This window comes from Psychrobacter sp. DAB_AL43B (assembly GCF_900168255.1).
GTDB lineage: Bacteria > Pseudomonadota > Gammaproteobacteria > Pseudomonadales > Moraxellaceae > Psychrobacter.
In genome coordinates this window covers 860,664-884,900 of the sequence record NZ_LT799838.1, presented here as the reverse complement: position 1 = coordinate 884,900, position 24,237 = coordinate 860,664, and the positions used below count along the sequence as shown (strand labels likewise).

Genomic DNA, 24,237 nt, shown 5'->3' with positions numbered 1-24,237 from the left:
TATTAAAAAAGACGCCTTTATATTGGGCGTCTTTTTTATGTCTACTTTTATATCCGTTTTTATGTCTGTTTTATGGCCATGCCAGCCAGCTTTTTAATAATTCACTCAGTGCTTTATCTTTATAAGTGGCAATCTCACAATAATCTATACCCGCTGCTTTTAATCCAAACTCAAAACTGTCCAAATATCGTGCCTGCTGCTGTGGATACCAAAACACCAATAACGCACGATAATCGGTCTCAGACGCACGGACACGCCTGGCTAATGACTCCGCTGTTCTTGGGAATACATCTTCTGCAAACATGAGCATGTCGGCTTTTTTTGTCATCATCTCATTAATAACAAGCTGCTCATGGTGATAGCAGATGACAGACGCGCCCAAACGTTCTAATTCATCCGCTAGTGACCCTTTCTCATGATAATAGTAATATACCACTGTCAATCCACTCAGCAGCTGCTGCTGTCGAGGTTGACGTTGGTTAGACAGGGGAATGGTAAGCGTAAAGTCCGTACCCACACCTAGCGCACTGTCAACTTCAATACTGGCACTCATTAGCTGAGCCATCTGTTTAACCACTGGCAGACCAATGCCCGACCCTTCATACTGACGAGTTTGCGACGAATCTACCTGAAAGAACGGGTTGAAAATATCCTCTATAAAATTACTATCAACACCAATACCGCTATCTTTGACGTTAATCTGCCAGCGATTACTGTTATCAAAGTGGGTCAACTGCGACGTAATAGTCACTTGTCCTACTGGGGTGAACTTAATCGCATTGTTGACGAGTATCGCTAATATCTGCTGTATTTTTTCGACATCGCCCTCAAGGGTATAATCTATATGATGGATATGGCTGATTAACTCTAAGCCTTTTTGTTTGGCAGCAGGCTCAAAATCCGCTAAAAGATCAGCGATGAGTTGCAGCGGGTTAAATTCACGCGACTGCAGACTGATTTGACCTTTTTGTATCTGATTCAACTGAATAATTTGATCCAGTGTCAAGACCAATTTGTCACTACCACTTCGAATAATATCGACCGCGTCTTTTTGCTCATGGCTTAAGTGCTCATCATCCAATAGCTGCAAACCACCGACAATTGCATTCAGTGAGGTTTTTAGCTCATGGGTAATCATACTTTGGAAATTGTGCAGCTGCACATCAAGCGATAAGTCTTTGTGATGCAATTGTTGCTCAAAAACGGCAAGCGCCTGATAGTCTTGCTTTGCTACTTGTAAACGATTGAACAGAGTAATAAAAGCCTGCTTAATCTGCACCAATTCTTGAAAGCCGAAACGCTGATGAATCATGGGCAATTGCTCAAGTTCTGGATTTTTTATCACGATATCGCACACTTCAGTGAGAGCCGCAATATCTTTGGATGGCCAGTTAAGCTTGCGCAGAATAAACAACGCCCAAATAATAGCCAACGCTGTAATCATGAGCCAAAGCAATAGATTGTTTTTAACCCAATTTGCACGCAGTGTTGCTACATCTAAGGTAATATTAATATGGCCAATCAAGGCATTGTCAGTCGCTGACTCATCAGAAGCATTAGATACCAGCGTATTGTCCGGCAAGCTTATAGCGGGTCGCTCACTGGTACTTGTTTGATTGGTATTGGTATTATCAATATCTATAGATGAGGCAATCTTATTGGTATGATCACCGACTACTGGATAATTGAAGCTGACAGTATTGGCAAATAAAGCATTTTTCCAATCATTTCTTAATTCATTGTCATCAACAATAGGCTGAGAGGTTGTATAAAATAAGATACTTTTAACGCCGAGCTCACCTTGCAACAAAAAACGTACTTGCTCATTAACCACGTCGTTCGAATTTGCCGTCGAAGCACTAATGCTCAGTAAGGTAGCGAGCTGCTGAATATGCTGACGCGTCTCTTTATAATGCTGCACAAAGCCATATACAAAAGATAATAACAGACCTGCCAATACAGCCAAAATCATGGTCTGCATGATAGACTGCCAAATGAGCATAGGAAGCGTTTGAGACGGCCGGTTGTTCATATCACTCAACTGAGTTAAGACAACTTTCGATTATATTACCGCTATTTTAAAAGCGTGATAAGTGAAACATGAGATTTTCATACAAATTTTTGATACGAGGTGTTAATACGGCTTTGTCATGACAACTAAGACAGTCATCATAACAAAGCCGTATAGAACGTACTTTATCTGTTAGAAGAGTATAAAGACGATGGTAGTTTGGTAAAATTAACGCGGCTTTTTATCTTTAGTGGTAAATTTCTGCGCGCGATTGCGTTCACGTTGACGCAGCTGCTGTGCTTTAGCTTTGGTTGGCGTGTCGCTTTTATTGGCGTATGGATTGTCATTTTGTTTAAAGATAACGTTGAGCGGTGTACCTTCAAGCTTAAACACCTGACGGAATTGGTTTTCAAGGTAGCGTTGATAGCTCTTCGGTAGTGATGCGGTTTGGTTACCATGAATGACAATTACTGGCGGATTATGACCGCCAATATGCGCATAGCGTAGCTTGATACGGCGACCGGCAACCGTTGGTGGTGGGTTGGCGGTGACCGCGTCTTGTAAAATCTGCGTCAAGCGATTGGTTGAGACCTCAAACATTGACGATTGATAAGCGCGCAAAATAGAAGGATATAAATTACCCACATTCGTACCGTGCAAAGCCGATATCTGATGCACTTTTACATACGGGATAAAGTTAAAACGGCGATCCATTTCTATCTTAATATAGTTTTTTTGATCAGCAGTTAGACCATCCCACTTGTTAATCGCCACGACTAAAGCGCGACCCGCATCAAGCGCATAGCCAATCATATGCAGATCTTGATCGACGATACCTTCTTGCGCATCAATAACAATAACCGTTACGTTTGAGTCTTCAATCGCTTGCAGCGTTTTGATAACAGAAAACTTTTCTACCTTATCATCAATCTTGCCACGGCGACGTACACCAGCCGTATCAATTAATACATAATCTTTGCCATCGCGTTTATAAGGGATATAAATACTGTCACGGGTAGTGCCAGGCATGTCAAAAACCACTACGCGGTCTTCACCCAATAAACGGTTAACAAGGGTGGATTTACCGACGTTTGGACGACCGATAATAGCAAGCTTTAAACCTCTCGGCTCAACCATGTTTTCTTGATCAGGCATATCAGCTGTCAGAATCTCTAACAGGTTGCCCACACCGCGACCGTGACTGGCTGCCATCGGATATGGTTCGCCCAAACCTAATGCATAAAATTCAGCAGGCGCCGAATCATGCACGCCATCGACTTTATTAGCAACCACATAGACAGGCTTACCAAGGGTATGCAAAAACTTACCAATCTCGGCATCGGCACCAATCATCCCTGCGCGTGCATCAACCACAAAAACAATGATGTCGGCTTCATGAATGGCCGTATACGACTGCTCAGACATATAATCATCGATATCGCCTCTGCCATCGTCCGCTTCACCGATACCACCGGTATCTACGACGATAAATGCTTTACCTTCATATTCGGCATCACCATATTGACGGTCACGAGTCAGCCCTGATAAATCGGCAACTAATGCTTGACGACTTTTAGTGAACTGGTTAAATAAGGTAGATTTACCGACGTTTGGACGACCAATTAAGGCGACCACAGGCTTGATACTCATGGGTTACTCTCAGTGAAGGGCACAATGACGGACCGTACGGTTATTCTTATAAAATAGTAGCGAATAGCTGCACATGACCGCAAATTTAAATGAATAATAAAAAATAAAATGATAGCGAAAAACAATAATTGGTTATTTTACGATTACTAGATACGCTGGTTAAATCATATCTAGGTATTATTTATAAGGATTGTGTATAGCTATTATATATAGATAACGCCGATAATGCACCGGTCGCATAGAGTACGCGAAAGCCCCTATTTAAACAAGCCATTTCACAAGGCACGAAACGCTGACAAAGCAGCGTTTTTTCTTAACCTTATTATCAGCCTGTCTATTGAATGAGTGGTATGAAAAACACTCATTCAATAAAACAGAAACTCATAAAAATTAGCGTGCCAACTGCCAAATAGCCACTTGCCCTGAAGTACTTTGGGTCATCAAGCGGCTACCTTGTACTTGCAAATTGGTCAACGCCCCTTTGGTCTGTACACGGCTGACGATCTTGCCGCTGGCTGGGTCAAATAAATGCACCACCCCATCAAAATCACCTACTGCGATATAGTTGCCAATCATCACAGGATTGGTTAAGTGACGATAAGCCAACTCTTCGCTTTCCCACAAAACCTCACCGTTACTGCGGTTGTAAGCAACAACTTTACCATCTAAGCTAGTGGCAATAACTTGCTGGTTATTAACTGCAAGCGCTTTTAAGCTGGCAAGCTCATTGACGAACATGACTTGTCGTGAGGCTAAATCGATGCCTAATAACTGACCACTATAACTGATGGCAAATAATTGATTGTTATCTACCGTAGGCGTTCCATCGACATCGCTCATGCGCTCAACTTCACTGCTGCCTGTACCAACACCAACGCGTCTTGACCATAATGGCAAACCATTATCCGCCGTAACCGCATGTAAACGTCCATCAGCCGTGGCCAACAATGCAGTCTTAGCATCTAATAAAGTCGGCGCTGCACTACCGCGCACACTAATAGCAGGCACTTGAGTAGCAAACTGCCAGACTGATTGACCAGTCTGTAGCGATAAGCCATGTAAAAAGCCATCATTAGCCGATAGGATAACGCGATTATTGGTAATGAGCGCTGCCGTCAACACTGAACCGGTTAATTGTTGCTGCCAGCGTTTTGCGCCAGTTGCACTGTCAAATGCCATTATTTGACCGCCACGGGTACTAATAATAGCCGTTTGGCTCAATGCATCTAGTGCGACACCGCCTGTGATTTGGTCGCCGACATCTACTGACCATAAACGCTGGCCCGCCTGATCAAAACCTATCAAGTCACCACCGCGTGATGCCGTGACGATTTGCGAGTTAGCATAGCCAACTTGTAAATCAAGCGGATCTTTTTTGCTGACTTTTTTATTGCCGACGTCCGTACTAAAAACAGGCTGCAACACACTAATCGGTTGCGCAATTTGTACCAATTTTACGGGGTCATTAACGACTGGCTTAATACCTCGGTTACAGCCAACGACCGCAGTTGCCATCACTGCAATTACTGCTACGTGCATGACCGTCGACCTCATGGTCTTGGCTTTTATAGTTTTGTTAGAGCGAATAGCTAGGGTCATTATAAGGTCTCACTACAAATAAATTAATCATTAATAAATTAGCGATCAGCAAGCACGTGGTGAATAACAACGTACTTTGGATGAGTACTGGTTATTCATATTATTCTACTAGCTTACTGCGCTACTTCGTTTGTAGAACAGTTTGAAGTATTGCTATATTGGTTAACAGATTCGAGCTGAGCGATTATGCGCCAGCACCTGCAGCATCCTCTGTCGAGTCTTCAATCACTAATGGTTGCGTTGTTGCAGTAGACTCTTGGATAAGACCGGTTTGTTCTTCGATAGGCTCAGGTACGATACCCAGACTTTCCATTTTCAACGCTAATACTGCACGTGTTTCTTTACGATTACGTAACAATTCCCAAGCATTATTGTAAGATTTGATCGCTGAGTCTTTATTGTCTTGTGCCAAGTAAATATCACCTAGCAATTCTTGTTGGCTGGCTTCAAACGAGCTTGGCATATCATTATTGGCTTCGGTTAATGCTGCCTTTGCATCCCCTGCTGCCAACAGTGTTGTCGCATAGCGCAGACGAGTGATTGCTTCTAAGCCTGGATCACCTAAATCAATGGCTAAGGCTTTTTTAAAGGTTTCACTAGCAGCAGCAAAATCATCACTATCGACTTGCTGACGTGCTTTAATCATCAGTGCCTGCCAAGCATAGACAGATTGACCATGTGTGTTCACCAAAGCATCAATATCTTTATTTAGTTGCGTACGGCTCTCAGCCAATGACGCTTGTGCTTCAGCTTCTAGGTCTGGGTTTTGCGCTGCTAAGCTGACTTCTTCATTCAAACGTTGAATATCAGCATAGCGATCCGCCGCAACCGTATCTACTCGCGCATGATTGTTCTGCCAATAAGTCCAGCCAAAATAGGCGGCTAATGCTAGCAAAATTGCAGTGACGATATAGCTGCCATATTGCTTTAACGCTTGCATTGAGTTGTCTGCATTCGGCGAATTAGGGGTCAGAGCCATATACTTTTACCTGATAAAATTTATATTAAATTGCTAAAGCTAAGCGCATTGGCATATAAGAACAATGTCATTAAGAACGATACCATTAACAACAATGCCATGTTAACTCAAATAATTGGCTAACCAGTTTAATGCGAGCAAAGATTAATGGCGAGCAAAATTCTCTTTATTCGACAACCACTCTTGCGCGGCCGTGCGTTGTTCACCGGTCTGCATATCTTTGATGCTAATCGTTTTATCATCAATTTCTTGCTGGGCGATAATAACGGTCAATGCAGCACCTGATTTATCGGCCTTTTTCATTTGTGCTTTCAGGCTAGTAGCACTTGCCATTTTTACTCGCAAATCTGGACGGCTATAACGCAAGTCTTGAGCATAACCAATACCGGCACTATAAACCTCCGGATGGGCAACCACAAAGATATCGCAAGCTGGCAGATCAGCTATTGGGGCGACGGCTTCAATCAGCAACAATAAACGCTCAAGCCCCATTGCAAAACCAACCGCTGGTTCAGATTTTACCGGCTTGCTATTCTCTTTATTATTCTCTTTGCTATCACGCGTATCCATAGACTTTAGCTGTCCGACCAGGCCATCATAGCGGCCACCGGCACATACGGTCGCTTGACTACCAAGCTTGTCAGTTACCCACTCAAACACCGTTTTATTATAATAATCAAGACCGCGCACTAAGTGCGGATTGATCTCAAAATTGATACCAAGCTCAGTCAAATAGGTTTGAACTTGCTCAAAATGCGCCACGCTTTCCGCACCCAAGAAATCAGCAAGCTTTGGTGCATCTACCAATAGCGCTTGGGTACTGGCTTCTTTACTATCTAAAATACGTAGCGGATTGGTCGTCAAACGACGTTTACTATCGTCATCTAGCTGCTCTTGCTTATCCGTCAGATAAGTCACTAGTGCTTCGCGATAAGCGTGACGCTCATCAATCTCGCCCAAGCTATTTAACTGTAAACGCATCTCGTCTTTTAGACCCAATGCTTGCCACATCAGATGCGTCATCGCAATCAGTTCTGCATCTGCATCCGGTAATGCACTACCAAAGCTCTCAACACCCAATTGATGAAACTGACGATAACGGCCTTTTTGCGGACGCTCATAACGGAACATCGGACCAATATACCAAAGCTTAGGTGTGTCACCACGTAAAAGGTTGTGCTCGATGACTGCTCGTACCGCCCCAGCTGTCCCTTCAGGACGTAACGCTAATGGCGTTGGCGGATCAGACTTATCAGTAAAGCTATACATCTCTTTTTCGACGATATCAGTTGCGCCGCCAATCGCACGGGCAAATAAATCGGTTTGCTCAACGATAGGCAAGCGAATATGCTCATAACCGTACCTGCCCAGCACGTCAGCCAATATCGACTCTAAGTGCAGCCATTTTGCAGACTGTGCAGGCAAAATATCATTAAACCCTTTAATAGCTTTAATCATGGTACGGTCGTGTCCTTAAAATTTTTAACAGGGATTACTATTATTATAGTCTTTGCGCTTCATTGAGCGTTATTTTAATGGCTAACTTGCACTTGAATGATTTGTACTTATAAACCAAAACTGTCAATTATCTTACGCGAATGATTTCATTTTCACGTTTTTTTGCCAAGTCTTCTGCATGGGCACGCACCATGCTTTCTATCTCATCGACTAAGTTATCCGTATCAATCAGATGGCTTTTTTCGCCCATACGGTATACCAGCGACTTTGGTGCCGCACCAACGATACCGATATCGGCCTCTTTGGCCTCACCCGGACCGTTCACTTTACAGCCAATCACTGACAAATTCATTGGCTCACGAATGTCTTCTAAACGTGATTCTAGCGCTGTCATCACTCTAATCACATCAAACTCTTGGCGTGAGCAGCTTGGGCAAGCAATAAAGTTAACGCCATTAGAGCGAATATTCAGCGACTTTAAAATATCAAAACCGATTTTAATTTCTTCTTCTGGCTCTGCGGCCAATGAGATACGAATAGTATCACCGATACCGTCTAATAATAAACCACCAAGAGCGATGGCAGATTTGACTGCACCGGTACGATAGACACCAGCTTCGGTCACGCCTAAATGCAGCGGATTATCAATCTGTGCAGATATAAGGCGATAAGCATCCAAGGTCAAAAATACGTTGCTGGCTTTGACGGACACTTTATATTGATCAAAGTTAAGGCGCTCTAATATATCGATATGACGCATCGCTGACTCAAGCATCGCCGCGCCGGTTGGCTCAGTATATTTGCGCTGAATATCTTTTTCTAAAGAGCCGGCATTAACGCCAATACGAATGGGAATATTGTAGTGCTTAGCACAGGCAACCACTTCGCGTACTTTGGCATCGCTACCAATGTTACCAGGGTTAATACGTAAGCAATCGGCACCGGCTTCAGCAACCGCTAAAGCAATTTTATGGTCAAAATGCACATCGGCAATTAAAGGTACGCTGACCAATTTGCGAATTTCACCAAACGCTCTTACCGTATCCATCGTCGGGGTCGAAACCCGCATTAAATCCGCCCCTGCTTCTACGCAGCGCTCAATCTGTGCAACGGTTGCTGCCACATCACAAGTGTCGGTATTGGTCATGCTTTGCACACTAATCGGTGCATCGCCACCGATCGCAACATCACCGACATATATTTTCTTGGTAAGACGACGGTTAATAGGCGCTGACGTTGACATAAACAAACCCTTTCATTGGAACGAGGAGAACGGAAAATAAACGTAATTATAATCGTTTTAAAACAGCCATTCTTAGATAGTTGCTTTTAAACAGTGATTTTTAAACAGTTGCTTATAAAATTCACAGTAACTTAAAAACTGGTCAATTAAAAACTAACCGCTTAATACTTTAAGGGGCTAACTCAAAGCTGGCTTGGCTACCATTCGCATAACTATTCAAAGCGACTGCTTTTTGATTAAGCATTAAGCTGACATTATTGATATTATCAATCTGCACATTAAATGGTGGCATGCCTGAAAGTTGATAATCACCAGCCGCCTGAGAACCATTTATCAAGCTACTACCAGAGGCATCTGTGATACTAACGACAGCGGCATCCGTCAGCTTAACATCTAAAGTAGCAGGCGCTGTACTTGGATCGCCACCTAGATTTAGCGCCGAACCCGAAGCTCCAACGCCTGTGGCATCCGTATTAATGGCCGCCCCTTGCGCTTGTTCTACCGCTGATATATCCTCGCCCGTCGATACCGGCTGTTCAGTGTTTTCTTTGCTCGCATTACTCACCATACGAAATAAAAAAATCGCTAAAATAATGACCCCGATGACCGCGATGATAAGTAACGGATTAAAACGAATACGGTTATGCGTATCACGTTGCAAAGTACCCATAGGACGCAGTGGCGACTGAATATTACTAGGCGAACGCGACTTTAGCTCATTAGGGTAAGCGGCATCAAAGCTACTCGCTATTCTGACTGGGTCTAGACCCAAAAATTTGGCATAGTTAATCGCAAAACCACGGGCAAATGCCGCTTGTGGTAAAACAGTAAAATCTTCATTTTCTAATGCTTGCAAATGACGTTTTAAAATAAATAACTCAGCGGCCGCGTCCTCTAAACTTACTTGCTTAGTTTTGCGGGCTTGCTGCAACATGGCACCAAATGATCCCTGAGCGTTAGATTGAGTGTTTGATGATGGGTTGGTCATTTCCATGGTGCCTCTGGATTATTAAGCCAAGTCTTAAGTTGTTTTGCTTCATCGCTTAGCGGATAAGCGGACAAAAGTTGCTGTGCCAATTGCTGGCGCGTTGCTATGTTATTTTGCGCAGCGGCAAGTTTGATACCTTGTAAGAGTAGACGCGGACTAATAGCATCCCCCTTCACCAATATTAATGTTTCATCATAAAGCCTTTGTGCTTGCTGCACACGCTGCTGCTCGAGTAATAAATCAACCAACTCAATGTGGGCAATAATACTATTACGATTACCTTCTAAGGCACGCAAAAAAGCTTTGGCCGCGGCTGGGTGATCGTTTAGCTGAAGGTAAGTACGACCTAAATTCTCTAACGCACCAATACGACCTTCATAGCCTAGCGCGGCACCTGCAATCTCAAGCTGTGCTGCCGCCTCTTTGTAGCGCTTCATCTGCGACAAATAAACGCCATAATTATTATTTGCTTGATAAAATTCTTTATCAAAGGCAATGGCTTTTTTAAAGTACTGATCGGCTTTTTCAAGATTAAGGCGGCTGCCCTCTTGCTGCATCAAAACGCCCATCATATCATAGGCTGGCGCATAACGGCTATCGGCAGCCAAGGCTTTTTCGAGTTGACGCTGTGCTGCATCAAGCTCGTTTTTGCGAATATATTGTGCAGCAAGTGTCGTTCGAACGCGAGCAATTTCTTGCTGATCTAAATTACGATCATCATTCGGTCGCGTTGAAGTTTGATAAGGGGTGCCATTTAATAAATCATTGGTCGGTGTGCTTTGGCAGCCGGACAGTAGCAGAGCACTCAGCGCACCTGCAAGCAAGACACGCTGCGAGCTACTTTTTTGAAAAACCGTAAACCTCAACCGCTTCATCGTATGAGAAAAAAGTGTTTGATATTTAAACTGATAAGAATTCTTAGAAGTCATCATGGCTACCATCATAAAACTGTGATTCAATGCGTTCGATCATCGAGGCATCAGTTTAATAGATTTAACCCACTTAAGTACAATTTAGTTGCTAATTAGTGGTTATTAATCACTATGGCTACATTTCTGTTACTATCAAGACGGAAAAATGACAGTTAAAGCGTGCTAAAAACGGTCAGCAGGCTTCTTTAAATTGTGCTTGAGCTTTTAGACTTAAATCTGGGCGCTAAATATTTTCACGGTCTTTGATACTTTGCTGCCAAGCAGCTGAACGACGTGTTCTGTCTGCTACTTGCCCAACCAATTGCCCACAAGCGGCATCAATATCATCACCGCGTGTTTGACGAATGGTACAGACAAAACCTGCGTCACTTAGTATATTGCTAAAGGCATGAATGCGATTATTGCTCGACTTATCATAGTCTGCATGTGGAAAAGGATTAAACGGTATTAAGTTAATTTTACTTGGTAAATCACCCAATAAGGTTACCAATTGTTTAGCATGCTCATTACTGTCGTTGACACCATCTAACATGACGTATTCAATAGTGACGTGCTTTTTATGGCGTGGATTTACGTCAAAAACGTAGTTTCTTGCGGCCGCCATCAGCTGCTCTAGTGGGTATTTTTTATTAATCGGTACCAGCTCATTGCGTAGCTCATCGTTTGGTGCGTGTAATGAAATCGCTAAAGCGACATCAAGCTCTTGTGCCAACTCATACATCTTAGGAACCACACCTGAAGTTGACAAGGTAACGCGGCGCTTTGATAAACCATAAGCATGGTCACTGAGCATCAACTCCATTGAACTGACAACGGGACGATAGTTCAATAACGGTTCACCCATACCCATCATCACAACGTTGGTGACGTTATTTTCCCATAAGCTATGATCAACGCCTTCTAAGCTGTCGTTCTTATCAGTCATATAAGAAGCATTAGCAACCCACAATTGACCGAGAATTTCAGCTGCTGTTAAATCGCGCTCAAAGCCCTGCTTACCGGTACTACAAAAGCTACAGTCTAGCGCACAGCCTACTTGTGAAGATACACATAAGGTCTTACGACCGTTAATTTTGCTATCATCAGCAGGAATCAATACCGTCTCAACCAATGAGCCACCAGTGACTTCAAATACCCACTTACGCGTACCATCATCACTATATTGGCGATGGATGACTTTTGGCGGGATGACGCAGGCATTGGCTGATAGTTTATCGCGCAGACCTTTGCTTAAATTAGTCATCTGTTCAAAATCGGTCACCCCTTGCTGATAAATCCATCTGATTACTTGCGTCGAGCGAAACGGCTTTTCACCGATACTCTTAAAGTAATCTGCCAATTGCGCTTGGGTCATACCTAGTAGATTGGTTTTCGCCTGCGCCTCATCTACCAATTTGATGCTTTTAGCAGTCTTGGCTGGGACATGTTGGACAGGAGTTTGAACAGTCGACATAATAAATAACCTTTTTGCATTTGCTATTATAAGCGATGCAATTATTGAGATGGGCGTTGCTAGACATACCCAATATATGAATGCATGAGCAATCCGTTATGAGCGCATTTTTTATCATAAACTGATAACAACATACTGATAAAGGATTGATAACGCTAAGTAAAACCAATAATGAGGGAGAATAATGAAAATTTCAATACATAGTCAGACTATTATAATAGCTAAAACGGCTTATACCAAAAGATATAAGCCGTCTCGCCACACTAATTATTAGTCAGCGCTATTGTTTATAATAGCGGCTGCTAATAAAAACTGCTATTAACGTGTACGCGCACAAACTTCATCTTCATTGAAGAAGTAGCTGATTTCACGTGCAGCTGACTCAGCTGAATCAGAACCATGAACCGCGTTTTCATCGATGCTGCTAGCGAAATCAGCACGGATAGTGCCTTTGTCAGCGTCTTTTGGGTTAGTAGCGCCCATGATTTCGCGATGCTTAGCGATAGCATTTTCGCCTTCTAATACTGATACCAATACTGGACCTGACATCATAAAAGATTTTAAGTCATCGTAAAATGGACGTTCAGCATGCTCAGCGTAAAAACCGCCTGCTTTTTCGTCATCTAATTGTTGCATTTTAGCAGCAACGATTTTTAGACCGGCTTGTTCAAAACGCTCATAAATAGCGCCGATATGGTTGCCGCCAACAGCGTCAGGTTTGATGATAGATAAAGTGCGTTCGATAGCCATGATGAGCTCCTAATAAATAATAAGTTAGATAATAAATACGTTATTTTATCTTTGATCGCCGTGCTGATGTCTCTCATTTACGTATGCCAATGCGGAATACATAACTCTCAGCGCGTGATTGTTGCCTATTATAATGATTGAGGCTATAAATGATAGGATTAATTTATGACCGTAGCTTGCATAACGGTAAATTTAGCACTTATTAATCGTTGATACGCTTCTATTTATAGACTATAACCTTTTCCATGTACGGGCATAAAACTTAGCAAAAATTGTTTATAAGCCTTATTAGAAAAAACCCCTAACATATAGCATTAGGGGTTTTGATCAAATATGAAATCTGAGACAGCTTAACCGCTAACCAGCAGCTTTATAATACAGCTACTCTATCGTTACTCTCCCAAACGACTGTCGCGACAACTGCCAGCGGCACATTCACGCACACGCTCATTTAAGAAGTTCACACGCTCAGTGGTTGTTCGAGTAGCACAGTTCATGTTGACATAAAAACCATCTTCATCATTATAACTACATCGATCATTGCGCTCACGCATCCAAGCAAGTTGTCCACGTTTTAACGTGGTTTTTTGTTTGGCGCTTAAGCGTTTAGTTAGCTTTTCATATGAGTTATTAAGCTCTTTATCTGCTTCTAAATATACTTTGGTTAAGCAATATAAGCCGTCAAAGTCATTAATAGGTTTATCGCAGTTTTGTGCACCCCAAGATAGCGTGGGTAACATAAAGGCAGCGGAAGCTAGCAGTACCAATGATAAATTGCGGATGGACTGCTGGATAATATTGGTGGCTTTGTTAGTAGCTCTATTGGTTATAATGTTGATTGTCATATTGCTTCTCCCTTATCATTTAGACGTTGGTAAAATCCTTTTCACCGCATAGTACCTCTTAAAAGACACATAATAGCTTTTAAGAAAAATAACACTATTAAGCTTTATCTTAGCCTTTTTTAGTATAGCTTACCTTCATTTAGTGTAATTAAAGAGTTAATAGTGTCTGGTAGCGATTTATCAAAAAAATGACATAAAAAATCCCAATGCTGAGCACTGGGATTTTTTATTTAACCACAACAAGCTATTTTGGCGATGTCGTAAACAAATTATGCATCATACGGATCGCGTAGGACGATAGTCTCTTCGCGGTCAGGACCGGTTGAGATAATATCAATAGGACAATCGATCAATGCTTCAATACGTTTGATATATTTTTTGGCGTTTTCTGGTAAGTCATCATAATTGGTAATACCAACGGTAGATTCACTCCAGCCTGCAAGCGTTTCGTACTGTGGCGTTACTGATTCGTAGAACTCAGCATCATGCGCACCAGCGCATTCAGTTTCTGGTAGATCATAGCCAACACCAATAAGCAGCTCTTCTAAACCATCTAAGACGTCAAGCTTGGTCAAGCAAATACCGGTTAGTGAGTTTAATACCACTGCACGACGTAGAGCGGCGGCGTCAAACCAACCGCAGCGACGGGCACGACCAGTCGTTGCACCAAATTCATGACCAACTTTGGCTAAATGCGCACCAACATCATCAAACAATTCCGTTGGGAACGGACCGCTACCGACACGCGTGGTATAAGCTTTAGTGATACCCAATACATAATCAAGATATAACGGACCAATACCAGTACCAGTTGACACGCCACCAGCAGTCACGCTTGAGCTGGTCACAAACGGATAAGTACCGTGATCGATATCAAGTAGCGTACCTTGTGCACCTTCAAACATTAGGTTTTTACCAGCACGACGCAATTGGTCAAGCTCTTCGGTCACATCCGTAACCATGCCTCTGATTGCTTCTTTCCACTCTTTACAAAGCTTAAGCGTCTCATCAAAATCAATCGCTTCAACTTTATAATATTGAGTCAGTTGGAAGTTATGATATTCGATTAAGTTATGCAGCTTTTCTTCTAAATCGTCACGGAATAAGTCAGCAAGCTTGATCGCACGGCGGGCTACTTTATCTTCGTACGCAGGCCCAATACCGCGACCTGTGGTACCGATTTTACCGCTACCGCGCTTGGCTTCACGCGCTTGGTCGAGTGCCACATGATATGGCATGATGAGTGGGCAGTTAGGTGAAATGCGTAGACGCTCACGAACCGGCACGCCATTATCTTCTAGACCTTTCATCTCTTTTAGCAAGGCATCTGGTGCTAACACTACGCCATTACCAATAAAGCAAGTCACACCTTCACGTAAAATGCCTGATGGAATCAAATGTAAGACGGTGGTTTTGCCATCGACAACTAAGGTGTGACCAGCGTTGTGACCACCTTGAAAACGAGCGACTGCTGAGGCTTTTTCAGTAAGCAAATCAACGATCTTACCCTTACCTTCATCGCCCCATTGGCTACCCAAAACTACGACATTCTTACCCATGATTAATCCTTACCTTTATGTATTGAGGTGTGTGCAATAATAGTTTAAAAAAAATATATCAAAATTAAAGTAATGCTAAAAAATGATACTTTTTCAGCTGTATGTTTCTTAGCGACTTAATAACTGAATGGTTTTTATTTAAATAGCTTCTAGATTTAGAGAGTTTTCAAATTTAAACAGATTCTAGCTGCCACTGATTATCTATAAAGTTTAAACGATAGGTCAACCCTACTGGCATATCTTCTGCACTTAATGGCATAGTGACGCGATAGCCTTGTTGACGCAAGCTTGCCACTTGTTGTAATAGCAGCTGCATCTGTTCGTTGTCCAAACTACTTAATGCGTTATGGTCGACCAGCACGACGGTTGGCGCCTCAAGCTGTGTATGCGCAAGTAAACGACTGACATCCATACTAAAGCCTGTGGCTTCACGCGGCTGATTACTGGCTAATTGATTGCCGCTTTTCATACCATCGAAACGCCCGCCACGTACCAGCGGCTGGGTCTCGCTATTGATATAGCCATTGAACACAATGCCGGTATGATAGTGATAGCCTGACAGCTCTGTGACATCGATGCTCACAGGACACTGCCACTGTTCTTGCAAATGTGTTTTTAGACGTTGTAACTCATCGATAGCGGTTACAATTTCGATATCTTGCTGAGCGTTATCTGACAACTTCGCTAATAAGTTTACAATATCATGACCAAAGCGCGCTAAGGCATAAAAGTCATTACCCATCGGCAATGCTTGGCAAAGCCGTTTAAGCTCAGGCAGGTTTTTATTGGCATAAAGATGCATCAATTGCTCAGTGTCACTATCAGACAATTCTGCTAATTCTGCTAAACGCTTAAATATGGCTACATGACCCAAATCGACGTGCAGTGCAGCGCTCATATCCAAGCTATTTATCATGCTAAACAATACATCTATCAGCTCGATATCTGCTGTAAGCGACGCGCAGCCAAATATTTCAGCACCTAACTGTAGCGGTGTGCGTGAGCCAAAAAGTCCTGACGGCAAAGTATGAATCACATCGCCTGCGTAGCAATAACGCGCGATACCGTCGCCACCATGATGCGCATCAATACGCAAAATCTGCGGCGTAATATCAGCGCGTATGCCCATCAAGCGACCGGTTAGTTGATCGATAATCTTAAAGGTTTGACGTTTTAAATCCTCTGAAGCACCGCTTAATAACGATTCGGTAAACTCAATCATTGGCGGACAAACTAATTGATAACCATGCGTGATGAGCTGTTGTGTCAATTGATGCCTAAGTACTTCTTGCTTATGCGCATCCTCAAACAACACATCGACCACCCCATCAGGCAGCAACCAGCTATTAGCAACTTCGCTAGCAAAGCTACTTAGATAGGGTAATCGATTAGATACAGCGTTATTATCAGCAGGCTGAGTAGCCGCTTGCTTTGTAGGGTTTGACAGGGCAGGTTTTGCAGAATCAGAACTGGCAGACACAATAAATCCTTGTTTGGCGTATCGCTTACCAAAAAACGCGGTACTGATGCGGTACTTAAAGGTTATATTTACAATTGCAGGGATGATAGGCATTTTTTATTTTTAACGCGCAACATCACTGACCCAATTATTTATAAGCAAACTAGGTAACCGCAAAAAGGTGAGTAATTAGTATAAGTTAGGATGATAAGACGTCTATCTTTATGTGCTCAAAAATCATGATAAATAATCAAGGCACTTTATGCTTTAGTTTAGCATAGCAGCCAAGCTTCGCCTAGTGACAATTAACCACAATCGTCATCTAATTCATTCTCGGATTCTATAAGAAGGTTACTTAGGTAATCGATTTATCTCAGTATAGTCCATATACTTTAAAAGAAAATACAGTGCTGTTGAGATAAACTTCTATTTTAGGATCAACCTTTTTCTTAGGGCTAAGAGATTGCAGTATGTGGTTGAATAACGCCTTCGAAGTCGACTCATGTTACACTAGCATATATTTTTATTGTGGAAGTATTATGTCATCTGATTATCATCCAAATCCAGCCATCAATCAAACCAATGTCCTCGGCACTGCCCTAGCCAGCTGTTGTTTTGACCCGCTTACCGGCTATTATCGCAATGGCTTTTGTCATACCGGCAACCATGACGTCGGTCAACATACGGTTTGCGCCAAGATGACCAGTGAATTTTTAAACTTTTCAGCCAGTCGTGGCAACGATCTTATCACGCCCCTACCTGAGTATGGTTTTGCAGGCTTACAACCTGGTGATTACTGGTGTGTCTGTGCGCTACGTTGGGTTGAAGCATTAGACTTGGATATGGCTCCGCAGATAAAGCTTGAAGCCTGTCACGAGAGCTTGCTAGACCTAGTAGATATTGATACGTTAAAACGCTTTGCGCTGTAATTTACATCAGTTGCATAAGCTATTTTTTATATTTATTTCTCTACTTAGGCTAAAGGAGAGGGTATGAACCAAGATGACGACTTGATTGTCAAAACAACAACGCGTATCACACCTGAGTCTAATGTCCGTCTTATTGACGCCACTATCAGAGATGAGCATGCCTATTTAGACAATTATGACAGCTATATCTATGGCGATGCGGATGCGACGGTCGAAGACACCATTGAGACGATGACCGTCTATGATCCAGACTCTGAGCGCTATGAAGATATTGAGCCGTTAAGTGCGAATGAAGTGGTCAATTGTTATGCTTACTCACGTAAAACTGGTGAGCAGTTGAACAAAATAGCGCTCAGAGATGTCAGTCGTGCTTTGAGCAATAGCGGTCAGTTTATCTGGCTGGGTCTTTATGAGCCTAGCCTGCAAACGATCTCTGAGGTAAAGGAAGCTTTTGATTTGCACGAGCTCTCAATCGAAGATGCCTTTGCTGACCATCAACGCGCCAAAGTTGAAAGCTATGATAATGATACGATATTTGTGGTATTGCGTACTGCTAAGCTTGAAGGCAATGTCATACGCTACGGTACCACAGCGATATTTATGGGTAAGAACTATCTGATTACCATCCGTAATGGCCCTTCGAACTCCTATGCTCCGGTACGCGAGCACTGTAATCGCCGCCCTGAAAAACTACGTATGGGCCCTATTTTTGTCTTGCACGCTGTGATTGACTTTATCGTCGATAACTATATGCCCGTGACCGACCGCTTAGGCAGCTATTTACGTGAGCAAGAGCGCAATATTTTTACTTATGAATTTAATAAAGAAACGCTTAGAAACTTATATGAATTAAAATCACAATTGGTACATATGCGTGCGGTTATTTTACCCGTGCAAGATATCTGTAGCTTCTTTATTAATCATCAAAAAAGCGATCTAGTCTCACCTTTTTCGCACGCTGCAAAACCTTACTTCCGTGACGTCAATGACCATTTATTACATTCTTTAGATGCCATCAACGGGCTTAATGAGATGCTGAGCGTGGTGATGAACACCTATCTGGCTATGGTTAATATGGGACAGAACGAAGTGGTTCGTAAACTTGCCGCTTGGGCAGGGATTTTAGCAGTACCGACGGCGATTGCCGGTATCTACGGGATGAACTTTGACTTTATGCCCGAGTTACATTGGCAATATTCTTATCTTGTGATCATGCTGGTTATCGGCTCGCTATGTAGTTATCTATACTTTAACTTTAAGCGCTTAGGCTGGTTATAAGTTAAAGTCAATCCTAAATAAAGTAAGTACAAATATTATAACGCGCTACTGGTATAAATTTTCCTTGCTTGCTGTGCCTGCGCAGACAGAGGCGGCGCAAAACTTATCCCAGTAGCACCGTATTTTTTTATAGTGGATCGACTATAACGCATAAAACAAAAAAAGGGTTACCTACTGGCAACCCTTTTTTGAGTAAATGATTTATATCTACCCAGCATTTTATATGATGTTAATAAAAACAATCATTCAAGATACTACTTACTATCCACGCTAGGCAGATGATGCTCAGTACTAGGAACTTGATGATCGTCCAAATAATCTTCTGGTCGCCCAAACATTTTAGCGGTCCACGTTAGTATGACAATGGAAGCACTGAGTACCATAATGGCAAAAGAAATCGTTGCCAATAACCACAGATGAAAGTTATCCGACACGGCTTGTACATCGACCACTAAATGTCGTGACAAGGCTGTAATAGCGATAAATATTAAAAACTGTACCGGCAAACGATGCGTTTTAAAATAAATACCAATCATCGCCAGCAGCTCAAGATAAATAAAGAGTAATAAGATATCTTTTAAATCTGCCGAGCCTTTTTGGAATATAATAAAAAACTCTTTACCGGCTGTCCAAACTACCACTATACTGATTAAGAATAATATAATATAGTGGCAAATATCGACAAACTCTCTGCCGATATATTGTAGACGTTCATGCATGCCCATATTTGGTTTCAGTATATTGGCATCTTTTTCTCTACTAATTTCCTGCTCAGACCGCTGCTCTGATAGTAGTTTCATCAGCTGCTTACGCTACCATCTAAACCCGCTGATTTTTCAGCAGCATCGACTGTTTGGCGTATAAGGGTATTAATGGTCATTGGACCGACGCCGCCGGGGACTGGTGTATAAGCACTGGCGATATTTTCTACGCCTTGCAATTCGATATCACCAACGCCGCCATTATCGGTTGGATGGAAGCCGGCATCGATAACCACAGCACCAGCTTTAATCCAATCAGCTTTGATCAACTCAGGCACGCCAACTGCGCCAACAACGATATCGGCGCGCTTAATATGGGATTCTAAATCCTGTGTTCTTGAATGGCAAATCGTCACCGTACAGTTGGCATTTAATAGCATCATCGCCATTGGCTTACCCAAGATAGCACTACGCCCTACGACCACCGCTTCTTTACCTGCCAACTCAATATTATGATGCGCTAGTAAATGCATGATACCCTGCGGGGTGCACGAACCGTAAGCGGACTGCTGCATCGCCATACGACCAAAACCAAGACACGTCACCCCATCGACGTCTTTTGCCAAGTCAATCTGCTCAAAGCAAGCACGCTCGTCGATATGCGCAGGTACTGGATGTTGCAGCAAAATACCATGGACGTCTGGATTGCTGTTGAGCTCGTCTATCTTAGATATAAGCTCTTCAGTAGTCGTCACACTTGGCATCTCAACTCGTATAGAATCCATACCAACACGCTTACAAGCATTACCCTTCATCCGTACATAAGTCGCTGAGGCTGGATCATCACCAACCAATATCGTCGCTAAGCTTGGTGTGCGCCCTGTCTTAGCTTTAATAGCGTCTACACGCGTACGCAGTTGCTGTTCTATTTGTTTAGCAAGTGCTTTACCGTCCAAAACGGTAGCAGATCCTTGGGCAGTTGACGTAATAGACATAAGAACTCCAATAGAGGGTGCGATAAAAAAAGAAAGACAGTGCCTGCAACCACTTGCATGCCTGTCTTAAGCTTGGTCGATTATAATCAGTTGGATATAAAAGAGATACGTTAAAAACAGCGTGCTGCTGGGATATGTTTTCCTCACTTGCTGTGCGCTTCGCACTCCAGAGGCTTCGCAACATTTGTCCCAGCAACACTGTATTTTTTCTAAATTGAATCGATTATATAATTAAGAATGATATTGTACCTCTCTACGCCAAAAAATCCTAGCGCCCTATTAAAAGGTGATAATTAAAAGAAAATAATATTACTATAAAAAAACCGATCTATTAAATGCTAATAAACCGACTTTTCACGTTCAAAGACGTTTGTAAACTGATTGAGCAACCATCTAATAAGTCTGTAGCTCGATACCTACACCTACGCCGACATCAGTCGACTGGATATCTGAATCTACTGCCCACAGCCTACTAGATATAAGCGTCTTTGGATTGTATTGATGTTCCCAAGCCACATCGAGAACGGTCAGCTTATCAGTCGTTGGGAATGCTTGATTAATGGCTTCATTTGCTTGATTTACTTTGGCATGCTGTAATTTTGCATTGATAAAGTTACGACTATCAAGCCATAAGCGACCACCAAGCGCGATACTTTCCGCATCGCCACCTAATGCATAACCTAATGGGAAACCTTGCTGATAATAGCCATCGGTATAAACAAAGTGGTCATAGGATATACCTCTGACTTCGCCACTAGAACGAGTGTCCGTATATTCCGCATAAAGCTGGTAAGGTTTACCATAAGCAGCAGATGCATAATCAATACCTGCTAAATACATGTTTTTAGCTGGCAAACCGCCTGCTTCATCTTCACCGATATACTGCCCATAAATGCCAGCAGGTACATTCACCAATGGTGATAAGTTTAAGCGAGCATCGAAACCGCCAAGCTGATTGGCTGGATCATCAGCTGCCTCAATACTATTAGTTGCTTCGTTATCTTTGGTTCCTAAAAGAGCATCAGTAAAAGAACTAAAACTCTGTGGACGACCTTCACCGCCCCACATAAAGGTACGTGACGCACCGACTTCTAACCATTCCCATGGGCTAACCGTAAGCCTTGCACCAAATAGCTTAGTATCTGGAATCGCCTCATAATCCTCTAACTGGCCAGCAAATAGCTGATACTGCCAAGGTCCGACCCATGATAAATATGGAGATGTCGGCGTTGTTTGTTGATCACGCTGCATGGTGAAACCAGCGACTGGCAAGCTTGCATCGCCTCGAATAAGGCTACCATCATGCCCAGGTCCCCACCACGTTGGAATTTTACCTGCGATTAACCACTGATTAGCAACAGTACCCGCAAGATATGAGCCCTCAAAGCTAACATCTGAGTCGTCATCAATTAGCTTATCGTTCTTTAAGTTAGCTTGTAAATTAAATTCCCATTCCGCTTCGCTAAGCGACACCCCTACGCTTGCTTGTTGACCAGCAAGTTGATCGTCGGCGAATTTTTGTGGTAGTTGATCTCTATCGGCTTGTATATGCAATGCTGCCGATCCCTTTACCACTGAGTCACGGTTCTGATTCAATCGCGTTTGTACCGACTGTAGTATCTGCTGCTGCGCTAACGTCTGGGCATTAGCGGTATTTAAAGCGCGTTTGATCTCATTAGCGGTCAGCGGCCAAGTACTGGTGCTAATCTGTGCTACCCCTTGAGTATTAAGCCAGTCAAGATCTGCTTTAAGCTTTAGATCGTTCATATACAGGTTCTGCGCTGATGCCAGCATAGACACTGATGATAAAACACCAAAACTCAATAGAATACTTAGTTTTTTATACATAATAGATTACTTCCAATGACTAAATTTTATTGAGTTTTATTTAACTGCATCGCCACTACCTTTACCCAAAGCAGTCTTAACAATATAAGAAAAGTAGTTTTTAAGGTTCATACTATCAATCATTTCTTTATCTTTTTTTGCCAAGCGTTCAGGTGTCGACATATCAACACCACTTAACTGAGCTAAACCGGTGATACCAGGCAGTACCTTATAAACACCCATATCTTCTCTAGCTTTGATAAGTTCGTTTTGATTAAAAAGATTAGGTCTTGGACCTACCAAGCTCATCTCGCCCTTTATTACGTTTAACAGTTGTGGTAATTCATCTAATTTTGTTTTACGCAGCACTTTACCTAATTTCGTTATCGAAGTGTTGTCGACAAGGTGACTGGCAACAGATTCTGTGCTCACCTTCATCGTACGAAACTTAATAAGCTTAAACGGTTTCTGCTCTTTACCTACCCGTTCTTGAATAAATAAAGGCGAGCCTGTATCAAGGTAACCAATTATTGTTGTACCGATTAATAGTGGAGAAGCCACTACTAATCCTGTTGCTGAAAAGATAACGTCTAAAGGTCTTTGTAAGGTCATAGCTTTATGACTAGCTAAGTTTGACTTATAAAATTCGGCTGTTTTTCGAATTGATTCACTAGTTGAATATTTAGGCTGCCAATCTAATAAATTTTTAGCTTTACTAATGTCTACTTGCAAAGAGCCTGATAGCCTTTGAGCCACACTTGATTTACCAAGTGCACTTGCTGCCGTATTGATGAGTTTAGGAGGTATATTTACCGCTTTATTTTTGACGTCCAAACCTTTTGATATTTTTTCTAATAAACTAGCGGTAGAAATGTCCTCGTCGTCAGATATTAAAAATACTTCATTTTTAGCGTCTTTATGTTCAATACAGGTAATAATAAAATCAACCAAATTATCGACAGACACTAAGCTACGCAAGTTTTTTTTGATACCACCTATTGGTAAAGGAATTCCTTTATAAGTCCATTTCATTAATGAATGAAAGTTTCCCTTTACGTTTTCACCATAAACTAAGGTCGGACGAATAATTACTACTTCTAATGGCGTAGTCTCTGCTAGCTTAAGTAAGCCTTGCTCAGCTTCATATTTAGAAATACCATAAGGGTCGATAGGATTAGGCTTAGAATCAGCAGTATAGGGCTTACCAAGCTCTGTTCCTTCTCCATTTACTTTAATTGAGCTGATAAATATAAAACGCTTTACACCTGCTTCGACAGCTTGTCGAGCTAGATTCAAAGTTCCTTCTACATTAACCTTACGAAATTCAGTAAGAGAGTCAGCAGACTTATCATTCATTAAATGTACACGAGCGGCAGCATGAACGACTACATCAACACCTTTTAGTGCATCGTTCCAATCAGTGTTAGCTTCAAGGTTACCTATAAGCCTGTATTCACAGTTAAGCTTCTTTAAAGGAATTTCACGAACACCGGCTACAACGCTGTGCTTAGTATCTATCAAATTATTAACTAATGAGTGACCTACAAAACCGTTGGCACCAGTTACTAATATATTCATGCT

19 protein-coding genes are annotated in these 24,237 nt (G+C 42.3%); 2 read left to right on the top strand and 17 right to left on the bottom strand.

Translation table 11 applies throughout. From position 1 onward, the window contains the following. Positions 1-70: 70 nt before the first annotated feature. From DABAL43B_RS03825 to DABAL43B_RS03765, 13 genes are all read right to left on the bottom strand, one after another. A complete protein-coding gene (locus DABAL43B_RS03825; protein WP_079691143.1) occupies positions 71-2,032 on the bottom strand; it encodes a sensor histidine kinase in 1,962 nt (653 codons plus the stop codon). Between the two features lie 207 nt (positions 2,033-2,239). After that, complete coding sequence (der, locus tag DABAL43B_RS03820) at positions 2,240-3,661, bottom strand: ribosome biogenesis GTPase Der (protein WP_079691142.1); 1,422 nt, start codon at positions 3,659-3,661, stop codon at positions 2,240-2,242. Positions 3,662-4,051: 390 nt separating this feature from the next. After that, positions 4,052-5,260: an outer membrane protein assembly factor BamB gene (gene bamB / locus DABAL43B_RS03815; protein ID WP_079691141.1), complete on the bottom strand. Its 1,209-nt coding sequence runs from the start codon at positions 5,258-5,260 to the stop codon at positions 4,052-4,054. A gap of 184 nt (positions 5,261-5,444) precedes the next feature. Beyond that, positions 5,445-6,239, bottom strand: coding sequence for a YfgM family protein (locus DABAL43B_RS03810; protein WP_079691140.1), 795 nt, complete (start codon positions 6,237-6,239; stop codon positions 5,445-5,447). A gap of 144 nt (positions 6,240-6,383) precedes the next feature. After that, positions 6,384-7,697, bottom strand: coding sequence for a histidine--tRNA ligase (hisS, locus tag DABAL43B_RS03805; protein WP_079691139.1), 1,314 nt, complete (start codon positions 7,695-7,697; stop codon positions 6,384-6,386). A 127-nt stretch (positions 7,698-7,824) separates the two neighbouring features. Then, positions 7,825-8,940: a flavodoxin-dependent (E)-4-hydroxy-3-methylbut-2-enyl-diphosphate synthase gene (gene ispG, locus DABAL43B_RS03800; RefSeq protein WP_079691138.1), complete on the bottom strand. Its 1,116-nt coding sequence runs from the start codon at positions 8,938-8,940 to the stop codon at positions 7,825-7,827. A 169-nt stretch (positions 8,941-9,109) separates the two neighbouring features. Further along, on the bottom strand, positions 9,110-9,928 hold the full coding sequence (locus DABAL43B_RS03795; protein ID WP_079691137.1) for a helix-turn-helix domain-containing protein: 819 nt from the start codon (positions 9,926-9,928) through the stop codon (positions 9,110-9,112). Continuing rightward, positions 9,925-10,860, bottom strand: coding sequence for a type IV pilus biogenesis/stability protein PilW (pilW, locus tag DABAL43B_RS03790; RefSeq protein ID WP_227516734.1), 936 nt, complete (start codon positions 10,858-10,860; stop codon positions 9,925-9,927). The genes DABAL43B_RS03795 and pilW overlap by 4 nt, the downstream gene beginning before the upstream one ends. Before the next feature lie 223 nt (positions 10,861-11,083). Continuing rightward, a complete protein-coding gene (gene rlmN / locus DABAL43B_RS03785; RefSeq protein WP_079691135.1) occupies positions 11,084-12,313 on the bottom strand; it encodes a 23S rRNA (adenine(2503)-C(2))-methyltransferase RlmN in 1,230 nt (409 codons plus the stop codon). Between the two features lie 318 nt (positions 12,314-12,631). Next, a complete protein-coding gene (ndk, locus tag DABAL43B_RS03780) occupies positions 12,632-13,063 on the bottom strand; it encodes a nucleoside-diphosphate kinase (protein ID WP_079691134.1) in 432 nt (143 codons plus the stop codon). Between the two features lie 392 nt (positions 13,064-13,455). Continuing rightward, complete coding sequence (locus tag DABAL43B_RS03775) at positions 13,456-13,908, bottom strand: lysozyme inhibitor LprI family protein (RefSeq protein WP_079691133.1); 453 nt, start codon at positions 13,906-13,908, stop codon at positions 13,456-13,458. 269 nt (positions 13,909-14,177) lie between these two features. Next, a complete protein-coding gene (locus tag DABAL43B_RS03770) occupies positions 14,178-15,467 on the bottom strand; it encodes an adenylosuccinate synthase (protein ID WP_079691132.1) in 1,290 nt (429 codons plus the stop codon). 172 nt (positions 15,468-15,639) lie between these two features. Further along, positions 15,640-16,947, bottom strand: coding sequence for an ATP phosphoribosyltransferase regulatory subunit (locus DABAL43B_RS03765; protein WP_079693024.1), 1,308 nt, complete (start codon positions 16,945-16,947; stop codon positions 15,640-15,642). A 518-nt stretch (positions 16,948-17,465) separates the two neighbouring features. Between DABAL43B_RS03765 and DABAL43B_RS03760 the strand changes: the two genes are divergently transcribed. Then, entirely contained in the window at positions 17,466-17,855 is a 390-nt protein-coding gene (locus DABAL43B_RS03760; protein WP_079691131.1) for a DUF2237 family protein, read from the top strand. Positions 17,856-17,918: 63 nt separating this feature from the next. Then, positions 17,919-19,133 carry a magnesium/cobalt transporter CorA gene (gene corA / locus DABAL43B_RS03755; RefSeq protein WP_079691130.1) on the top strand — a complete coding sequence of 405 codons (1,215 nt, stop codon included), beginning with the start codon at positions 17,919-17,921 and terminating at the stop codon, positions 19,131-19,133. 254 nt (positions 19,134-19,387) lie between these two features. Here corA and DABAL43B_RS03750 read toward each other — a convergent pair whose 3' ends face one another. The 4 genes from DABAL43B_RS03750 to DABAL43B_RS03735 form a co-directional block, all read right to left on the bottom strand. After that, complete coding sequence (locus DABAL43B_RS03750) at positions 19,388-19,873, bottom strand: phosphate-starvation-inducible PsiE family protein (RefSeq protein WP_079693023.1); 486 nt, start codon at positions 19,871-19,873, stop codon at positions 19,388-19,390. A gap of 59 nt (positions 19,874-19,932) precedes the next feature. After that, positions 19,933-20,829 (bottom strand): bifunctional methylenetetrahydrofolate dehydrogenase/methenyltetrahydrofolate cyclohydrolase FolD, encoded by an 897-nt coding sequence (gene folD, locus DABAL43B_RS03745; protein ID WP_079691129.1) that lies wholly within the window; start codon positions 20,827-20,829, stop codon positions 19,933-19,935. 393 nt (positions 20,830-21,222) lie between these two features. Continuing rightward, positions 21,223-22,677 carry a capsule assembly Wzi family protein gene (locus DABAL43B_RS03740; RefSeq protein WP_079691128.1) on the bottom strand — a complete coding sequence of 485 codons (1,455 nt, stop codon included), beginning with the start codon at positions 22,675-22,677 and terminating at the stop codon, positions 21,223-21,225. A 36-nt stretch (positions 22,678-22,713) separates the two neighbouring features. Continuing rightward, entirely contained in the window at positions 22,714-24,234 is a 1,521-nt protein-coding gene (locus DABAL43B_RS03735) for a hybrid nucleoside-diphosphate sugar epimerase/sugar transferase (protein WP_079691127.1), read from the bottom strand. Positions 24,235-24,237: the final 3 nt, after the last annotated feature.